Genomic DNA, 16,562 nt, shown 5'->3' on the forward strand with positions numbered 1-16,562 from the left:
CAGAGCCGCGGGCAAGACCTCGATGGAAGCGATGCGGGCGCTGAAACGACGGCTGTCGAATGTCGTCTACGCCCGCATACTCGCCGACCAGCAGCAGCGCGAAAAGGCAAGCCCGGGAGGGCAATCGGGGGCGACTCTTGACTCCAGCGCGACCGGCTCGACCCCGCACACCGGCTCTTCGGAAAAGCCACAACCCGGACTCACCATCAACCAGACCAGCCCTGCCCTCCAAACCGCGCCTCGACACGAGAGGGGAGCCAATATCGTGCGTTGGCGCCGCGGACGTCATGATCTTGTCTGGGCCGGTGGATCGGCTCCAGTCTGGGCGAGCCGGGCAGGTGTCGTGCACCTGTCCGGCTCTCCGTGCTCAGTGGCTGGTGGATTCGACTCCGGGTGAGGCAGTTTCGGGTGTGAGACCTGCTTTTTGGAGGGGGCGGGTGAGTAGCAGAACGAGTAGGCCTCCCAGCAGTCCGACGATTCCGCTGACGGCGAGTGTGCTCTGGATGCCGGCGGCGGCAGCTGTATGCAGGGTTTCGCGGACGATGGGCTGCACCGCGGCCGGAGTGCGCGCCAGTATCAGTGGGGTTTGGCCGCCTGCCACGGCACGCGCTGTGGCGGCGGGGTCGGGCATCGATTGGGCCGCGAGCACGTGCTGAGCTCGTAGAGTGAATGTGTTGCCCAGCGTGGCTATGGCAACGGCCATGCCGAGCTGCTGTGCGGTGTTGACCGCACCGGCCGCCATTCCGGCCCGCTGCAGCGGAACCGCCGATACCGCAGCAGAATTCAGGGTTGCCGTGGCCAGCCCAACCCCAGCGCCGAGCAGCAGGAACCCCGGAACCAGCGCAGGCCAACCAGCGCCGCCGTGGACCAGCAGCGCGCCCACTATCCCGCCTGCACCGGTGATCAGCAGCCCGGTACCGATGATGCGCCCAGTATTCGGGCCGTGCAGGTGTCGGCCGAGTCCGCCGGACACTGCAAATGCCAGTGCGGACAAGGGGAGTCCCACGAGGGCGGCACCGATGGGACTCATCCCGAGCATCGATTGCAGCCAGATCTGGGTGTACATGAGCGCCCCGAACGCTGCAAAGAACAAGACGACCCCGGCGATCAGTACGCCGATGAACGAACGGTCCCGCAGCAGAGCGAGGTCGAGCATCGGATGTGTCGAATGCCGTTCGATGGTGAGGAACAGCGCGAGCGCGAGCGCCGCGGTCAGCAGTGTCCACCGGATCCCGGCATCCGACCAGCCGTGCTCGTTGGCCCGGATCAGCGCGTACGTCGCGGCACCGGCGGCGCCGGCGAACGTGAGGACACCTGGCGCATCGACCCGGGCGCCGTGCGACGCACCTGACTCGGCGATTACCCAGGCGCACAACACTATTGCCACGATGCCGACCGGGAGGTTGACGAAGAATATCCACCGCCACGATGCCCAATTCGTGAGCACGCCACCGATGATCGGCCCGACGGCGGAGGATGCGCCCGCGATCGCTCCCCATACTCCGTACGCGGCACCCCGGTCGCGGCCGGTATAGGAGCTGTTCAACAGCGCGAAGCTCATCGAGCCCATCGCGGTCGCTCCGATACCCTGTGCGATGCGGGCCGCGATGAGTATCGCCGGATTCGGTGCGATCCCGCAGATCAGCGACGATACCGTGAACAGCGCCATACCCGCCAGGTAGGTGCGTCGATGCCCGACCAGATCACCGATCGATCCGGCGCCGAGCATCAACGCCGCCATGGCCAGCGCGTAGCCGTCGACCACCCATTGCAGCGCGCTGAAGGAAGCGTCGAGGTCGCGCTGCATGTCCGGTAGCGCGACGTTCACGATCGTCACGTCGATGAGCAGCATGAAGGTGCCGAGACAGACCGTCAGCAGCGGTAGCCACTTCCGCAATTCCGTTGTCCTTTCAGGGGATTGGATATGCGGCGTCGAGTATCTTTCTCGGCATCGGAGGAAGTCGCCTCCGGTCGTCCTCAGCGTAGATTTTGTGCAGTGAGCGACTCTGTCATGCGCGAAAACTCCGTGCTAGATCCGATCGATAAGCGAATTGTGCGTGCGCTGCAGTTCGATCCACGCCTTCCATTCAATGTCGTGGCGGACGAACTGGGTGTCGCGGAACAGACGATTGCGCGCCGGTATCGGCGACTGCGTCGCGACGGCTTGGTTCGGGTGATCGGGGCGGTCGATGCCCGCGCGATCGGCGAGACGGAGTGGATCGTCCGGGTGCGTTGTCGCCCCGAGGGAGCACTACAAGTGGCCGAGGCGCTCGCGCGCCGCGACGACACGGCGTGGGTCAGCCTCGCCGGCGGCGGCGCCGAGGTGGTGTTTTCGCTGCATCCACGTGCCCAGCACGCGCGCGAAGACCTTCTGGCGCAACGACTGCAGCGGAGTGCACCGGTCCTGGACGTCTCGGCGTCGATGATTCTGCATCGCTTCGTCGGCGCGAGTCCGGTCGATTCGCGTGGTCGTCGGCTCGCTGATCCGGCCGCCACGCCCGTCGCCCCGGGCGATACCCGAATCGAGGACGCTGATCGTCCACTGCTGGACCTTCTTGCCCGCGACGGACGGACAAGCTATGCGATGCTGGCCCGCTCGACGGGCCTGAGTCCAGGAAGAGTCATGCGTCGCATCGAAGCATTGCAAGCCTCCGGGCTTCTCTACTTCGACCTCGACATTGCTCCCGCCGCATTGGGCACCCGGCTCGCGGCACTGCTGTGGCTCACTGTCACTCCAGCACAACTGGAACCAGTCGCGCAGGCCATCGTCGAACACGAGAACACGACCTACGCGGCCGCGATCACCGGACCGTTCAACCTGATCGCGACGCTGTCCTTCGGCAACACCAACGACCTGTACCGGCACATGACCACCAAACTGGCCGATCTGACCGGCATCCATACCGCCGAAATATCGCCGGTGCTGCGGCAGCTGAAGCAAGCGGGTGCGCTCATGAACGGTGATCGACTCGCGCAACCCACACCCACGCGACGTCGCAGACGCTGAGCATCGGGCAGAACCTCGGAGTCTGGGCACTGGCGCGGACCGAACAAGACGAGCAGCTCTGGAACAAGCCCGAAAATCGGCATTATGGTCCGTTCGGCCGACCTCGGATAGTCACGGCCACTTGATCTTTCGATGCCCCGCGCTGCCCGGTTCGGTCAGTGCGGTATGCGGCATGAGTGGATGCGTGCCGTGCCGTACTGATCGCAGGGAGCAGGCCGAGATCTCTTGCACGCCTGTGGCGTACCGTTCGGGCATGACGGCGGATTCGTTCCCGCGCCTGGCTGAGGTTTTTCCCGGCCTGGCAATCGAAGTTGCCGAGTTGTTGGTAGCCGAGGACACACGGCTCGCCCGGACCATCCAGGATCTGCGGTTCTACGGTCGGTGCACCTGCACACCCACCTGTCCGGTCCTGTTGACCGCACCGGTCGGCTCGCCCAGCCCGGGAGTCATTGTGCTGGAGCGTGATGGCGAACCTATCGTTTTGCTGAATTTCGACCCTGCAGGGAGATCGGTGACCGGGATCGAGGTGCTCGACGGCCGCGATCTATTCATTCCATCTGCTTGAACGGGGACACAGACGGACGAGCTGAGCAGTGCGCTCTGCGGGATAGGTCAGCGCAGCATGCGCGTGTGTTCGGGCTGCCTCGGATGGACACGGGCAGTTGATCTTCCGCAGGTCCGGGCTGGCCGATTCGGACCGTGCAGGTAGCGGCAGATGAGTGCGTTCTGACCGACCGTCAGTGTGGAGTGGTGTTAGTGGTGAACACTTGCGGATGATCGTGATTCTCTGCGCACTCAACAACCACTCCGCAGACGCGGCGGATCTGATCGCCTGGTACCTCCGCGGCGGAAGGTTCGACGACTTCGATTCGTTCGATCGGGCAACAGCCTTCGACATCGCGCTCCGCGTACGCTTCCCCGACTATGCCGATGCCCGAGCGGAACTGGCCTGACCCTCGCCATCCGCTCCCGAAGTTCCGTCAACAACCCGAACCGCGGCGGGCCGCCCTGAATACACGGAACTCGGCTAGTTAGAAACTGGTGCCAGGATCGGATCCCGGCCAGGATTTGATCCAGGTGCCCGGTGGGATGCTCCCAATATTCGGCTGCCCACCGCCTGGTTTGGTGTGGCTCTCAACTGGCTTGCCTCCCATCGGGTGCCGTGCAGGGAGTGGCTGAAGAGGGGCCTGCCCCATGCTCGAACTAGCGGTGCCCTCCCGCACGGACACCACATTGCCGGACAAGGGAGGGACGATGACCGTCATCTTGCGGACGTTCGGTCGACGTCAGATGGGCATGGCCGGTTGATCTTCCGCTGTCGACGCGGCCAGCAGACCGGTCATCTGGGTGATCTTGTTGCTGAATCCGCGCACCGAGTCGTCGTTGTCGGCCAGCATGGTGGTCAGCTCGTTGAGCTTGATGATGATGGTGGAGATGGCGTCCTTGTTGTCGACGCCGGTCTTCAACGCGCCCGAGAGCGCGTTGAGCACATCGCGCATCTTCTCGCCGTTGCCGTTCATCATCGGGTACAGCACGCGACCCGAGAGCGGGCCGATGCCTTCCTGTCCCAGCTCGGGCTCGAGCGCGGCCGCGAAGCTGTCGATGGTCTTGATCATGGTGTCCAGCTCGACCCGAGCACCGTGATCGGGTTGCCCTCGAACATGCCCGCGATATTGAGGAAGTCCGCGGTGAAGTGCTGCTGGGATAGCGAGTCGTGCCACGACTGACAACCTGCAGCGAGGACGGCGGTAAGCGCAAACACTGTGGAAACAACAGTACGGCTCGATGTTTTCATCGCGGGATCTTTCGAACGGTCGCCGAATCGCCGACGGGGTCGAGGCGAACCAGGCGAAATTCATCCTGTTCGCGCTACGAGGAGGTTTGGCGTGCCGATCGGGCGTGCCTGGTGAGGAATTCCAGCTCTACTCGGAGCACGTCGGAGTGGTCGATCCCGCCGTCATAGACGTCGTAATGCCCGCCGCGGCTGCGGTAGAGCTCGCCGCGGGGCGCTCGCGCGGCGGCCTGGGCGGCGGGTCCGGTGGGGGCCATGGTGTCGGATTCGGCGACGACCATCAGTAGGGGACATTGGATTCGGTGGGCCGTCCGGACGGGGCGGTGGACGGCGATGTCGAGCAGTGATCGTGCGGTGATGCGGTTGGGCCAGGGCTCGCCGTCGGTTGGGGTGAGTCGATGTAGTCCGGACAGTGAGTCGTTTGTCGCGATCACGCCGAGGCTGTCGGGTCCGACGCTGAGCGGCAGGTATTTCGGCGGGTTGCCGACGACGCCCGAGAGCGCGTCTGCCACTGCGGTGACGGTCAGGCGCAGCGCGCGCGGTGGAGCCACATTTCCCATCCCGGCCAAACCGTCGACGAGGGGGCATTGTGCGATGGCTCCGGCCAGTGCCGGATCGGTGGTGGCGATATCGAGGATGTGCATGCCGGCGAAGGAGGTTCCCCAGATGAACAGCCGAGGTCGAGTTCTTCCGCACCCCGGTCGTCGCAGCAGGCATCGCCGGCCTGCTCGGCGACCTCAGCGGCGACCCGCAATGGAGTGCGTTGTTCCACGAAGCCTTCATGGCGCCACGCCGCCGATCGACCCGGGCAATGTTCCAGCGCGCCGTCGACCGCGGCGAGATCCCACCGTTCACTCATCCCACCGTCGTCTCCGACATCTTGACCGGCCCCCTGCTGCTGCACGCAATGCTCCCCGCCACCGGCCCCCTCGACGACACCCTCGTCGCCGCCACAGTCGACGCAGCCCTGCACCTCCTCAACGTCGGCATTCGCGACGCGTAATCCGCCACACCCCGGAGCCCTCGGTCCCCGGCAGCCCAATATTCGAGCCGACTCGCCGCCGCCTACGTCGGTCGTTTCACTTGGCACTGCGCGATGGCCGGTGCTGTCAGCCGCGGTCAGCGGCAGGACAGGACATCCAGCGATCGATTCTGCTGCGCCGCTGACCACGACGTCGTTACCGTTGGAGAGGTCCGTAGCTCCCTTATCTGGAGGTGACCATGACTACCGCTCGCGACATCATGCACCCGGGTGCGCATTGGATGACCAGCACAGATACCGTCCAGCGCGCGGCGCAGGTAATGCGCCAACTAGGCGTTGGAGCCTTGCCGATCGGCGACAAGAACGAGCGCATGATCGGCATCATCACAGACCGCGACATCGTCGTGAAATGCACTGCCGACGGCCGCGATCCAGCGAAGATGTCTTGCGCCGAGCTGTGCGAGGGCACACCACGTTGGATCGATGCCGATGCCGACGTACAGGATGTACTGCACGAGATGGTGAGCCATCGAATCCGGCGACTGCCCGTGATCGAGAACAAGAGGATGGTCGGCATGATCAGCGAGGCAGATCTGGCCAGGCATCTGCCTGACAATCAACTCGCCGAATTTGCCGGACACATCTACTCGGCGGCCCCGGGACAGCGCTGAAGTACGCCGACAAGTCAGTGTGGTCTCAACGGGTCGGCACACACGCAGACCCGTTGAGACCACAGGCATCTTCGTGCGTTGCTAGGTGGCCGCACTGCCGGCTGTCGGTCACCCGCCCCGACCATTGATCTTCCGAGGGTCCGCGCCGGCCGGTTGGGTCCGCGCGGTATGCGGTATCTCCGGTGGGGTGCTCGGTTCGGGTTGGCGGGCATACGTTTCCCGGGGCGCGCGGCTGTTGGCGTTGCAGGCCGGACCCGGCGGGTCACCGCGGTGTGAAAGCTATCGCGGTTCGACGGCGACCAGACACGCCGCCGAGGAGTCGGAGTCGGCGGCATGGGTGGAGACATTCACCGAGCCCCGCCGTTAGCTTATTTCTGCTGGTCAACGAAATTGTCGTGGTTCGACGAAGATGGAGCCATGCGGACCGAGTATTACGCGAGTCTCGCTCGTCTCGCCACGCTGCTCGTGGCGATGAGTCTGCGTGATCGCGACGCGGTCGCGTCGGCGACGAACGCGTTGCTCGACGCCGACATCGAACAGGCCGAGCACGCTATCGACGAGTGCGCGGAGATCGAGACCATGCGTGATCACTGCGAACAGGCCGCCGTCGATCTTCTGGCCCGGCAAGCCCCGGTCGCCAGTGAACTGCGCCAGGTCGTGACTGCCCTCCAGCTCGTCGGCGACCTCGCCCGCATGGGCACCCTGGCGAGCCACATCGCCAGGACCGCCCGGCGCCGGCACCCCGGCCATGCCGTCCCGGACTCGGTCCGCCCCATTGTTGCGAGCATGGGTGCGGCTGCGGTTGCCATAGTCACCAGCGCCGCAGCGGTTCTGGAGTCCCGCGATCCTGAAGACGCCGCACGACTCGATCAGCAAGACGACGTGATGGACGAACTGCACCGCGAACTGTTCACTACGGTGCGCGGTCCGGACTGGCACGACGGAGTCACTGCCGCTGTCGATCTGGCTCTGCTCGCCCATTACTACGAGCGGTTCGCCGATCACGCCGTGCAAGTCGGACGCCGCACGATCTTTCTCGCCACCGGCGAAAACCCACAGACCTGGCTCGCCGATCGGCAATCACTCGACACTTGACCCGCCCGAGGCCTCTGACACGGAATGCTTGTCCAACATCGCACAAACGGCAGAAGAGGATGACTTGGGCCGCAGTCGGTCTCGCTGCCGGCCGCGCCCACTCTGGCCGATTCGAACCCGGCCCACTCAACTCTGTTTCAACTGCGATCGGCGAGTGTTGATGTCCCGGCGAACTCATGCGCAACTGTCATGACCTTCGTTGGTCCGATCCGCCTGTGAAATTTGCTATAGAATTGCCGGTTCGGGTGTGGGTCTGATCGAAGGTGGTTCGCATCCGTGGAGTCGTGGGTGCGAGCAGTGCCGTGGCCCGATGGTGGCCAGGAGAACTTCGAGACGAAGGCGGCTCGATGACAGACTTCGACTATTGCGTAATCGGTGGCGGATTCGCGGGATTGACGGCTGCGTTGCGGCTGAAGCAGGCGGAGCGATCGGTGGCGGTGCTGGAAGCCCGCGACCGGCTCGGCGGGCGCACATTCACCGAGGTGCGCGCGGACGGTTGCTGGATCGACCGCGGTGGTGCCTGGATAGGGCCGGGACAGGACCGCATCCATGCCTTGATGAACGAGTTCGGGGTACGGAGTTACCGGCAGTACACCGATGGTGAGGCCATGATGGTCGTCGACGGCAAGCAGTACCGCTACAGCGGCACGATCCCGTGGACGATGAGCCCCTGGGCATCGATGAATCTCGGCGCGAGCTTTGTCGAGCTGGGGCACATGTGCAAGTCGATCCCGCTCGAGGCACCGTGGGAGGCGAAGAAGGCCGACAAGTGGGATCGGATGAGCCTGGCGCAGTGGCTGGATCGCACCGTCTGGTCCAAGCCCGCCCACGATCTGCTCGAGACCGCCATCGCGGGCAGTTACACCTCGGCTGCCTCGGAAGTGTCGATGCTTTTCGCGCTGTATCAGATGGCATCGGGAGGTGGGCCGAACTTCGTATTCGGCGTCAAGGGCGGCGCCCAGGACGCCCGGCCGGTCGGGGGCATGGGTGCGATCTACGAGCCGATGGCGGCCCAGCTCGGCGACTCGATTCACCTGTCGCAGCCGGTGCACAGTATCGAGCAGGACGCCGCCGGTGTGAGGGTGCATGCGGATGGATCGACGGTGCGCGCACGTCGGGCGATCGTGGCCGTCCCCCTGGCGATCGCCGGTCAGATCCGGTACGAGCCGATGTTGCCGGTCGATCGCTCGCTTCTGCATCAGCGGGTGCCCAGCGGCTCGATCATCAAGATTTCCGTCCTGTACGACGAGCCGTTCTGGCGGCGCGACGGATTGTCGGGTCAGTCGGCCGCGCCGGGATCGCCGGCCACCGTCACCATCGACGGCTGCACCGACGCCGGGCGGCCCGGGGTCCTGTGCGTCATTTCCGAGGGGCCCATCGCACGGCAGATCGGTCGACTCGATCCCGCCGAACGCAGGACGGTGATACTCCAAGAATTGGTCACGCGATTCGGCGAAAAAGCCGGTGTCCCGGTCGACTACATCGAGCAGGACTGGACTGCCGAGCGCTATTCCGGTGGCGGGATGCTCAGTCACACGCCGACCGGTGTGCTCACCCAGTTCGGCCGTACGCTGCGCGAACCGTGCGGCCGTATCCACTGGGCCGGAACCGAGAGCTCGGCCGTCATGTGCGGTTGGGTCGACGGAGCCATTCGCTCGGGTGAACGCGCCGCGAGCGAAGTGCTGCAGCACGAACTCGCCGCGGTCTGAGGTCGGCCGAGCTGAAGCTCTTGTGCGGCAAGGGTATTACGTGACTCGAGAGCCGTGGCGCGTGGTCGGAGCGCGGATTGCACGCCTCGATGACTGGCCTGGTTGCGTGGTACTCGCTGATCCTGTGGGCCTCGGGCCAGGATTCCAGCGGTTCGCGGCCCACCGCAGCCTCCACGCCACATGCCACCCAGGTCAGCAGCTCACCGCGGGCGCGCTACTCCATTCCTGGATAGCCTCATGGAATGGTGCAGAGCAAGGCACGCGACGTCGATGGCTATCTGACCGAGGTTCCCGAGGAACGCAGGGCCGTGCTGGCCGAGTTGCGGCGGCTGTGCCGAAAAGAGCTGGTGGGCTTCGACGAGGTCATGGCGTACGGGATGCCGGCATACGAGCGGGACGGTGTCGCGGAGATCGCGTTTGCCAGCCAGAAGCAGTACATCTCTTTCTATCTCATGCGCAGTGACATCCGTGAGGCGTTCGGGGAACAGCTGGCCGGGCAGGACATGGGCAAGGGCTGCCTGCGGTTCCGCAACCCTGAGAGCATCGACTTCGACCTGCTGCGAGATCTGCTCCTGGCAACCGCGGCCCGGCCCGGCACGATCTGTTGACGTGGCCTTGTCCGGGCCGCCCTACAGCCGTTGGTAAGTCGGCTGAAGATGTTGTGTACCAGGGCATCTTGCTGCCCGATCGGCGTGCGTAGGGTCCGTGCGAGTGGCTTGCGACGCGCGCCTGCGGGTGGAGGTCGAGCGGGTCGAGTTCCGCTTCAACGTCTGAGCCGGCGTCGGGTATGAGCCCGTCCGCTGGGTGTCGCTGTTCGTCGCGTAAGCCGGTCAGGAGAGCCAGTCGGAGTAGTGGGTGGGGGCGAGGTGGGCGTTTCTATCGGTGAGGACGTCGCCTTTGACTTGGGCGAACATGCCGGCGGTGGGGTCGGTGACTACGGTTCGGCTGTCGCCTTTGCGGGCCAGGGTGATTCGGCCCAGTTCGTCGAGGGGGAAGATATCGGGTCCGGCGATGTGGCGGGCGCCGTTCAGCGGGGCGCCGGTCGCGACTTCTGCTACCGCGGCGGCGACGTCCTTCGCGGCGATCGGCTGGATCGGCGTCGGGGGCAGTCGGACGGTGTCACCGTCGGTGGTCCACGACAGCACGGCGTCGATGAACTCCATGAACTGTGTGGCCCGGACGATGGAGTAGGGGATCGACCCGGCCGCCAGGATGTTCTCCTGCAGCACTTTTGCCCGGTAGTAGTCCAGGTCCTGCACCTGGTCCGCGCCGATGATCGACAGGATGACGAAATGGCCCACGCCCTGGCTGCGGGCAGCGGTCAGGAGGTTGTCCATGGAGGTCTGGAAGAACGCCGGAGAGGCCTCGTCGAAGGTCGGGGAATTGGTCAGGTTGACGACGACGTCGGCACCGGCCAGGGCTTCGTCCAATCCGTTGCCGCTGATGACATCGACACCGGTGGAATGCGAGTGCGGTATCGCCCGGTGTCCGGCGGCGTTCAGATCCTCGACGACCTGCGATCCGATCAATCCGGTGCCGCCGATGACTGCGAGTTTCATGAGATGTCCTTCCGGGTGGTGTATCGACCTGCCTGGTTTCGTGAAACCTGTTGTGGTTCCGGCGAATACGTCTCAGCGTCGCCGCTTCCGGCTGCTAGGTGGTGCGGTAGAAGTCGGCCGCGGTGACGGTGACGGGCACCCCGAGTTCGGTGGCTACCGCAGTGATCGCGGTATCGCCGACGGTGAGGTCGGCGCGGCCGTCGGTGGTGAAATACGGTGCGATGAAAGTCTTGTAGTGGGCTCGGACTTCGTCCGCGGTGTGCCGGCCGAGGAAGGTTCGCAGATGGCGCACCGTGGTATCGGTGTCGTCGTGGATCACCTGCAGCGCACGCCGGTGGGCTCGTACGACGGCCTGGACCGTGGGAGCGTCGGGACTGAGGTAGGTCGGATCGACGGCTACACCGACGGTGGGGATCTGGAAGAGGTCGCCGACCCAGGCCACTACCTGCCAGCCCTCCACTGCGGCAACCGCTTCGGGTGCCATGGTGCTGCCGACGACGGCGGCATCGATCGTGCCGTCGTGCAGCATGCGCAGGTCCATCCCGTAGTCGCCGGGCGCGCGGACGATCGAGTGGATGTCGTGGTCCGGGTCCAGACCGACCCGGCGTAACGCGATCCGCGCAAAGCATCCGGGCGCGGTGTGGGGCGCGTGTACCGCGACCCGCTTGCCGGACAGGCCCGCGGGCGAGGTCATGCCGGAGCGGGCCAGGAACCAGAACAGTGGCCGGTGGGTGTTGACAGTCAGCGCAACCCAGGGAATTCCGTTGGTCAACCGGGACAGCAGGGCCCGGCCGAGCCCGATGGTGGCGCACCGCCGCAGTCGTTCCTCATCCCAGGTGCAGCCGTCGCGCAGGGCGACGTGGACGCCTTCGTCGGCGTAAAAGTCCTGTTGGTCGGCGATATACGCAACCAGTTCCTCGTGAAATCCCCGGCCGACGTAGGCGAGATCGATCGTGTCCATGAGCGTTCATCCCTCGTCAGTACATGGCCATGCCGCCGTTCACCGCGGCGGTGGTGCCGGTCATGAAGGAGTTGTCTTCGCTGGCGTAGAACGCGACCGCCTGGGCGACGTCCGCGGTCAGGGCCAGGCGGCCCAGCGGTGTCGCCGCCACCTGTCGCCGTTTGATCTCGTCGTCGAGCACACCCGCGATGCGGGTGTCCTCCACCGGGCCGGGCTCCACCACATTGACCGTGATGGCCCACGGCCCGAGTTCCTGGGCGAGGTAACGGGCGAACTGCGCGAGCGCGGCTTTGGCGGTGCCCAGCGCGATCATGCCCGCTCGGGGCCGGCGGCTGAGGCCGGTGCCGATGTAGATGATGCGCCCCCAGCCCTGGGCGGTCATGGCCGGCAGGACGGCCTTGGTAACGGTGAACGCCGCGCGCATTTCGTCATCGAGCTTGCCGCCCAGTTCTTTCCACGTCATGTCCTGGAACGACTTGATCGCATACGGGGTGAGCGCGTTGTGCACGAGCACGTCGACGCCACCCCACTGTTTCTGCACCTGTTCGATCAAGTTCTCGACCGCGGCGGACTCACGGACATCGGCCTGTACAGCCAGCGCGCGGCCGCCTGCCTCCCCGATCTCGGTCACGACCTCCCCGGCCGCTGCCTCGCTGTGCAGGTAATTGACCACCACGCGCATTCCTCGCGCCGCCAGCAGACGCGCGGTGGCCGCGCCGATTCCGCTGCTGGCCCCTGTCACCAATGCCACTCGCCCCGTACCTGTGATCATGGTGCGACCTCCTTGTGATCCGCTCCGTTGAGCACGATGTCGACCGTGACCCGCGGCAAATCGGCGGCGGTGCTGTCGAGTTCGTGTGATAGCCGCGAGGCGAGCAGACGCTCCAGCCTGCCGCGGGTAGGTCACCGGGCTGCGTTCCACGGTCGTGAACGGTCGCTCCAGCTTCGGAATGCCGCCCGGCTCGGATCCGACTGTGCCCGCTGTGCATCAGTCGCAGTTGAAGGGGTTGTGCGACAGTGATTTCGGAGACGGGCGAGATATAGCCGCGTCCGAGCGAGCGGCCCACCGCGTGGTACGCGGTTGGGCCGTGACCTCGCTCTGTGCGTCAGATGCAGATGTTGAAGATGAAGACGCCCAGCGGGATGCCGAAGCAGAACGTGACCGAACCGACGGTGTCGGTGACCGGCGCGGGTGTGGGCGGCGCGGCTGATGCGGTGGGAGCGGCCAGCCCGGCCAGCGACATGGCGATGCCGGTCGCGGCGATTATCGAGGCAATTTTGGTCTTCATTTCTGAGTTCCGTTCCTTGGATGAGCGATGGCGGTTCAGACCCCGACCCGGAACAGCTGTCTAATCGATCTTCCGCCGATGATCTCCTTGCGACAACCCCCGGCCTACCTCGGGACGCCGCACGGCCGGGCGCTCAATCAGGCGCTGTCGTTCGGCGGTGGCGAACCGCGGTGGGCGCGCGTGCGGGAGGCGTCCTGGACCACGCGGCTGGAACTGACCCGGCCGATCGTCGAGCGCGGCGTCGACCGCGGCGAGCTGCCCGCTGGGACCGACCTGCGGCTGCTGCTCGAAACCTTGATCGCGCCACTGCAATTCCGCACGCTGGTCACCCGGGAACCGATCGATCCGCAGCTGTGCGTCCGCCTCGTCGACCTGCTGCTCGACGGCGCGATCTCCGGTCCGCGGCCGTGATCACCGCATCGGCGACGATCCGGCCGCGACCGGGCCCGCCGCGATCATCCGATCTCGAGGGGATCCGCCGTGCTCCGCTGTTCTTCCGCGCCCGCCAGCGCCTCCCTGAAGCTAGATGAACCGGCGTTGAGCATGGGCGGGCTGCTTACTGAAAGCAAGGTGTACTTGCGTTTGTGGCCGCAGCCCGCCTCCCTGCGGTTTTCGAACCCCTCCGGTGCCACCGAAGGGGTTGTGTGGCAAGGTGTTCGGGTGGTCGAATCGCTCAGCGAGCGGGATATGGAAAATCTGCTGACGGCTGTCGGCATTGCGCGGCGGTCGCGTGAGCACGGCAATCATCCATTTGGGGCGGTGCTGGCCGAGCCCGGGGGAAGGGTGTTGCTGGAGGCGGAGAACACGGTGATCACCGCGCGTGATGCGACGGGACATGCGGAAACGAATCTGGTGCGGCTGGCGAGCGCCGCCTATGACGCCGAGTTTCTGCGCGGCTGCACGCTTTACACCAGTACCGAACCCTGCGCAATGTGCGCGGGGGCGATCTACTGGGGAAATATCGGGCGGGTGGTTTATGCACTCGGCGAGGACCAGCTCTTGGCCCTGACCGGTGCGGATCCCGAGAACCCGACCATGGCGCTGCCCTGCCGTGCGGTATTCGCCGCCGGTCAGCGCGCACTGCCGGTCATCGGTCCGACCGAGCTCGCGGAGGCAAGGGCGGTCCACGACGGTTTCTGGCGGGGAGGACCGGCGTAGTAATACCTTCCACCGCATAGGTATTCGCATTTCCGGCAGCCCGAAAGGGGGTCGCCGGCAGGTAGCGGATGGCCGTGCCGGAAAAGGCTGTAAGACACCTGTGAAATAACCCGCGCGACGCGCGGTAGAGCGCATGAAATTTACATGCCGCCTGCGGCGCGGTGCGCTGGTGTTCCGCTATCGTTCATCCCACTATCCGATGCTGCTACTGGCGCGCCAGGGCTGGTTCGTCGATCCGGAGTGTGTGGCCGGGGCGGCCATTGCCTGACGCGAGCCCCCGACCGACTTGAAAGATCGAGGGAACGTGCCCGTACCCGTAACTCTGACCGGCCGTCTGGTACGGCTGGAACCCCTTGCGCCGCAGCATGCCACGGGGCTCGCGGAGGCTGCTGCGGGGAATCGCGATGACTATGCGTTCACGCCCGTCCCACACGGTGTGGACGAGGCGCTGGAATACGTCGCCCAGGCGCTCTCCGGGCATGCCTCGGGCACCTCGCTGGCCTTCGCCATCATCGCCGTCGCCAGTGGACGGGTGCTGGGCTCGACCCGGTTCACCCGTTTCGACTACTGGCAGGGCCCGGTGGTGTGGCCGCTGGTGCACGGCATGCCGACCGGAGATCCCCTGCTCGCGGTGCCCGACGCCGCCGAGATCGGGAACTCCTGGCTGTCTCCGCAGGCGCGCGGCGCCGGCATCAATCTGGAGTCCAAGCTGCTGTTGCTGCAGCACGCCTTCGACGTGTGGCGGGTGCGGCGGATCGCCATGCGGGCCGATGTCCGAAATCTGCGGTCCCGCATGGCGATCGAGCGCCTCGGCGCCACCAGCGACGGGGTGCGCCGGGCGCACTCGCGCGGGCTGGACGGCGAGGTGCGCAGCACCGCCTTCTACTCCATCCTGGACGAGGAGTGGCCGACTGTCCGGGCCACTATCGAGGGCCAGCTGGCTGCACTGTCGGCTCGGCAGGGCAACCGCAGCCGTCTGGTGGGCGCGTAAACCGCACCGTACGGCACCCAGGTGACCGATCGGATCGACCGTCAGACCGGTCGGTCCGATCGGTGCCCGGAGACTATAATTCCGGGTGTTGCACCGGTCGGGCGTCGAGGAGAGATCTGTCCGAGTCTGGTAACTCGGCGAACCGGCACGATTCGGATGACGAAGCCAGCAACCCCTCCCGCGTAAGGAGTGGCGCATGACCGACCCCATGCGCACAAAGGTCTGCCTCTGCGACAGTCTGTCCGGATCCCCCGTGCTCAGCCTCTTCCTCGTCCCCGAACCCCGCGTGCCCGGCGCCAGCATTCTGCACCTGCTGGAGCAGACCCCGTTGTCCGCGAGGTCGATTCCGCGCCCCAACCCGCATCTCATCGAGTGGCTGCAGGAGCACGGCTCGCCCGCCATCCGCACCCGCTTCCTCGCCTTCGCGGCCGGGCAGCACGACCCGCACGATGTGCACGCGGTGCTGCACGATCACTTCATCGTCGACCCCGGCCCCATCGGGCTGGACATGGACGATCCGGACGAGATGACCCGGCTCGCACTGCTCCCCGAGCACTGGCTCGGCCCGCGGCGCATCGACGACTTCCACGACCTGGCCGTGCGCAGCACCATGCTCGCGGTCTATCGGCACTTCGGTGTGGACCGGCGCATACCGCTCATGTACCACGGCTATGCCGAACCCGAGGACGGCTGGTTCGAGGTCCCCGCCGCCGAGGCCTGACCGGGCTAGTCGAACGGCACCACCGTCAACAGCCACCACGGCCGCTGCGGCGACTGGAACTCGAAGGTCTGCACGTACATCCGGCGTTCCCGGCGGGTCAGCGGATCGGTCATCAGCACCGTGCGCTCGCGCGGCTCCGGGGGGACGACGTGGCTGTGCCACAAGCGATCCCAGTCGGGGGAGCGGCGCGCCAGATTGACGATCTCCTCGACCCGGTCCGCCCGCAGGTCGGGGGCGGCGGACCGGAAGGCCGACACCATGACCTGCGCCTCGGCCTCCCAGTCGCCCAGCCGGTAGCGGGCCATGGGTTCCAGCAGGATCGCCGTCATCAGGTTCGCGCCCGGACCGGTGCCCGGAAACAGTTTCCGGAAGGGTTCGTTCGCGGCCAGCACGTCGTAGCCGCCGTCGTGCAGGCAGGCCGGATGCGGAAGGCTGTGCAGGACCGCGAGATCGGAGTCCGGCGGCGGGGAGGGGTCGAACACCCTAGGCAGTGTGCGGGACGACTCTTCGGAGCGTCTTCGTATCGAGTTAAGCCCCGTCACAAGACTGGGTACTGTCGCAGAATTTCTGTCATATTGAGAGGATCCTGTTTGGTTTTATTCGAAGTGGGTACGGGGGTCGCACAGC

The 16,562-nt window shown here is 65.8% G+C and carries 22 protein-coding genes and 1 pseudogene; 14 read left to right on the plus strand and 9 right to left on the minus strand.

Annotation, left to right across the window (positions count from 1 at the left end; translation table 11 throughout):
• Positions 1-367: 367 nt before the first annotated feature.
• Complete coding sequence (locus tag ACFXN1_RS27200) at positions 368-1,897, minus strand: MFS transporter (protein WP_379443329.1); 1,530 nt, start codon at positions 1,895-1,897, stop codon at positions 368-370.
• Between the two features lie 27 nt (positions 1,898-1,924).
• On the opposite strand from ACFXN1_RS27200, the gene ACFXN1_RS27205 reads away from it, so the two are divergent.
• From ACFXN1_RS27205 to ACFXN1_RS27215, 3 genes are all read left to right on the plus strand, one after another.
• Complete coding sequence (locus ACFXN1_RS27205; protein ID WP_379443327.1) at positions 1,925-3,007, plus strand: Lrp/AsnC family transcriptional regulator; 1,083 nt, start codon at positions 1,925-1,927, stop codon at positions 3,005-3,007.
• Positions 3,008-3,260: 253 nt separating this feature from the next.
• Complete coding sequence (locus ACFXN1_RS27210; protein ID WP_379443325.1) at positions 3,261-3,572, plus strand: hypothetical protein; 312 nt, start codon at positions 3,261-3,263, stop codon at positions 3,570-3,572.
• 208 nt (positions 3,573-3,780) lie between these two features.
• Positions 3,781-3,960 carry a hypothetical protein gene (locus tag ACFXN1_RS27215; protein WP_379393870.1) on the plus strand — a complete coding sequence of 60 codons (180 nt, stop codon included), beginning with the start codon at positions 3,781-3,783 and terminating at the stop codon, positions 3,958-3,960.
• A 333-nt stretch (positions 3,961-4,293) separates the two neighbouring features.
• On the opposite strand, the gene ACFXN1_RS27220 is transcribed toward ACFXN1_RS27215, so the two are convergent.
• The 3 genes from ACFXN1_RS27220 to ACFXN1_RS27230 form a co-directional block, all read right to left on the minus strand.
• Entirely contained in the window at positions 4,294-4,623 is a 330-nt protein-coding gene (locus ACFXN1_RS27220) for a hypothetical protein (protein ID WP_379443324.1), read from the minus strand.
• Positions 4,620-4,769: a hypothetical protein gene (locus ACFXN1_RS27225; protein WP_379443322.1), complete on the minus strand. Its 150-nt coding sequence runs from the start codon at positions 4,767-4,769 to the stop codon at positions 4,620-4,622. Before ACFXN1_RS27225 ends, ACFXN1_RS27220 begins: the two co-directional genes overlap by 4 nt.
• 107 nt (positions 4,770-4,876) lie before the next feature.
• Positions 4,877-5,443: a hypothetical protein gene (locus tag ACFXN1_RS27230; RefSeq protein WP_379443321.1), complete on the minus strand. Its 567-nt coding sequence runs from the start codon at positions 5,441-5,443 to the stop codon at positions 4,877-4,879.
• Between the two features lie 47 nt (positions 5,444-5,490).
• Between ACFXN1_RS27230 and ACFXN1_RS27235 the strand changes: the two are divergent.
• The 6 genes and pseudogenes from ACFXN1_RS27235 to ACFXN1_RS27260 form a co-directional block, all read left to right on the plus strand.
• A pseudogene (locus ACFXN1_RS27235) lies at positions 5,491-5,802 on the plus strand (TetR-like C-terminal domain-containing protein); the annotation flags it as partial.
• A 218-nt stretch (positions 5,803-6,020) separates the two neighbouring features.
• On the plus strand, positions 6,021-6,452 hold the full coding sequence (locus tag ACFXN1_RS27240; protein WP_379443319.1) for a CBS domain-containing protein: 432 nt from the start codon (positions 6,021-6,023) through the stop codon (positions 6,450-6,452).
• A 333-nt stretch (positions 6,453-6,785) separates the two neighbouring features.
• Positions 6,786-7,547: a phosphate signaling complex protein PhoU gene (phoU, locus tag ACFXN1_RS27245; RefSeq protein ID WP_379443317.1), complete on the plus strand. Its 762-nt coding sequence runs from the start codon at positions 6,786-6,788 to the stop codon at positions 7,545-7,547.
• A 347-nt stretch (positions 7,548-7,894) separates the two neighbouring features.
• On the plus strand, positions 7,895-9,256 hold the full coding sequence (locus ACFXN1_RS27250; protein ID WP_379443315.1) for a flavin monoamine oxidase family protein: 1,362 nt from the start codon (positions 7,895-7,897) through the stop codon (positions 9,254-9,256).
• 89 nt (positions 9,257-9,345) lie between these two features.
• On the plus strand, positions 9,346-9,489 hold the full coding sequence (locus ACFXN1_RS27255; RefSeq protein ID WP_379443314.1) for a hypothetical protein: 144 nt from the start codon (positions 9,346-9,348) through the stop codon (positions 9,487-9,489).
• A 9-nt stretch (positions 9,490-9,498) separates the two neighbouring features.
• Positions 9,499-9,864, plus strand: a complete 366-nt coding sequence (locus ACFXN1_RS27260) for an iron chaperone (RefSeq protein WP_379443313.1) — start codon at positions 9,499-9,501, stop codon at positions 9,862-9,864.
• Between the two features lie 222 nt (positions 9,865-10,086).
• On the opposite strand, the gene ACFXN1_RS27265 is transcribed toward ACFXN1_RS27260, so the two are convergent.
• From ACFXN1_RS27265 to ACFXN1_RS27280, 4 genes are all read right to left on the minus strand, one after another.
• Positions 10,087-10,815, minus strand: a complete 729-nt coding sequence (locus ACFXN1_RS27265) for an SDR family oxidoreductase (protein ID WP_379443311.1) — start codon at positions 10,813-10,815, stop codon at positions 10,087-10,089.
• Positions 10,816-10,909: 94 nt separating this feature from the next.
• The gene (locus ACFXN1_RS27270) at positions 10,910-11,776 is read right to left on the minus strand and encodes an ABC transporter substrate-binding protein (protein WP_379443310.1); all 867 of its coding nucleotides are present in this window, start codon (positions 11,774-11,776) and stop codon (positions 10,910-10,912) included.
• Positions 11,777-11,792: 16 nt separating this feature from the next.
• Complete coding sequence (locus ACFXN1_RS27275; RefSeq protein WP_379393892.1) at positions 11,793-12,548, minus strand: SDR family NAD(P)-dependent oxidoreductase; 756 nt, start codon at positions 12,546-12,548, stop codon at positions 11,793-11,795.
• Positions 12,549-12,882: 334 nt separating this feature from the next.
• Positions 12,883-13,065 carry a hypothetical protein gene (locus ACFXN1_RS27280; protein ID WP_379443308.1) on the minus strand — a complete coding sequence of 61 codons (183 nt, stop codon included), beginning with the start codon at positions 13,063-13,065 and terminating at the stop codon, positions 12,883-12,885.
• A gap of 78 nt (positions 13,066-13,143) precedes the next feature.
• Here ACFXN1_RS27280 and ACFXN1_RS27285 point away from each other — a divergent pair, with 78 nt between their 5' ends.
• The 5 genes from ACFXN1_RS27285 (at position 13,144) to ACFXN1_RS27305 (ending at position 15,935) form a co-directional block, all read left to right on the plus strand.
• Positions 13,144-13,476, plus strand: coding sequence for a TetR-like C-terminal domain-containing protein (locus ACFXN1_RS27285; protein ID WP_379443307.1), 333 nt, complete (start codon positions 13,144-13,146; stop codon positions 13,474-13,476).
• 249 nt (positions 13,477-13,725) lie between these two features.
• On the plus strand, positions 13,726-14,223 hold the full coding sequence (locus tag ACFXN1_RS27290) for a nucleoside deaminase (RefSeq protein WP_379443306.1): 498 nt from the start codon (positions 13,726-13,728) through the stop codon (positions 14,221-14,223).
• Positions 14,224-14,356: 133 nt separating this feature from the next.
• Positions 14,357-14,491: a hypothetical protein gene (locus ACFXN1_RS27295; RefSeq protein ID WP_379393900.1), complete on the plus strand. Its 135-nt coding sequence runs from the start codon at positions 14,357-14,359 to the stop codon at positions 14,489-14,491.
• Between the two features lie 36 nt (positions 14,492-14,527).
• Positions 14,528-15,214: a GNAT family N-acetyltransferase gene (locus tag ACFXN1_RS27300; RefSeq protein WP_379393902.1), complete on the plus strand. Its 687-nt coding sequence runs from the start codon at positions 14,528-14,530 to the stop codon at positions 15,212-15,214.
• Between the two features lie 196 nt (positions 15,215-15,410).
• Positions 15,411-15,935, plus strand: a complete 525-nt coding sequence (locus ACFXN1_RS27305) for a hypothetical protein (protein ID WP_379393904.1) — start codon at positions 15,411-15,413, stop codon at positions 15,933-15,935.
• 5 nt (positions 15,936-15,940) lie between these two features.
• On the opposite strand, the gene ACFXN1_RS27310 is transcribed toward ACFXN1_RS27305, so the two are convergent.
• The gene (locus ACFXN1_RS27310) at positions 15,941-16,417 is read right to left on the minus strand and encodes a hypothetical protein (RefSeq protein ID WP_379393906.1); all 477 of its coding nucleotides are present in this window, start codon (positions 16,415-16,417) and stop codon (positions 15,941-15,943) included.
• Positions 16,418-16,562: the final 145 nt, after the last annotated feature.

The organism is Nocardia sp. NPDC059154 (genome assembly GCF_042755705.1).
Lineage (GTDB): Bacteria > Actinomycetota > Actinomycetes > Mycobacteriales > Mycobacteriaceae > Nocardia.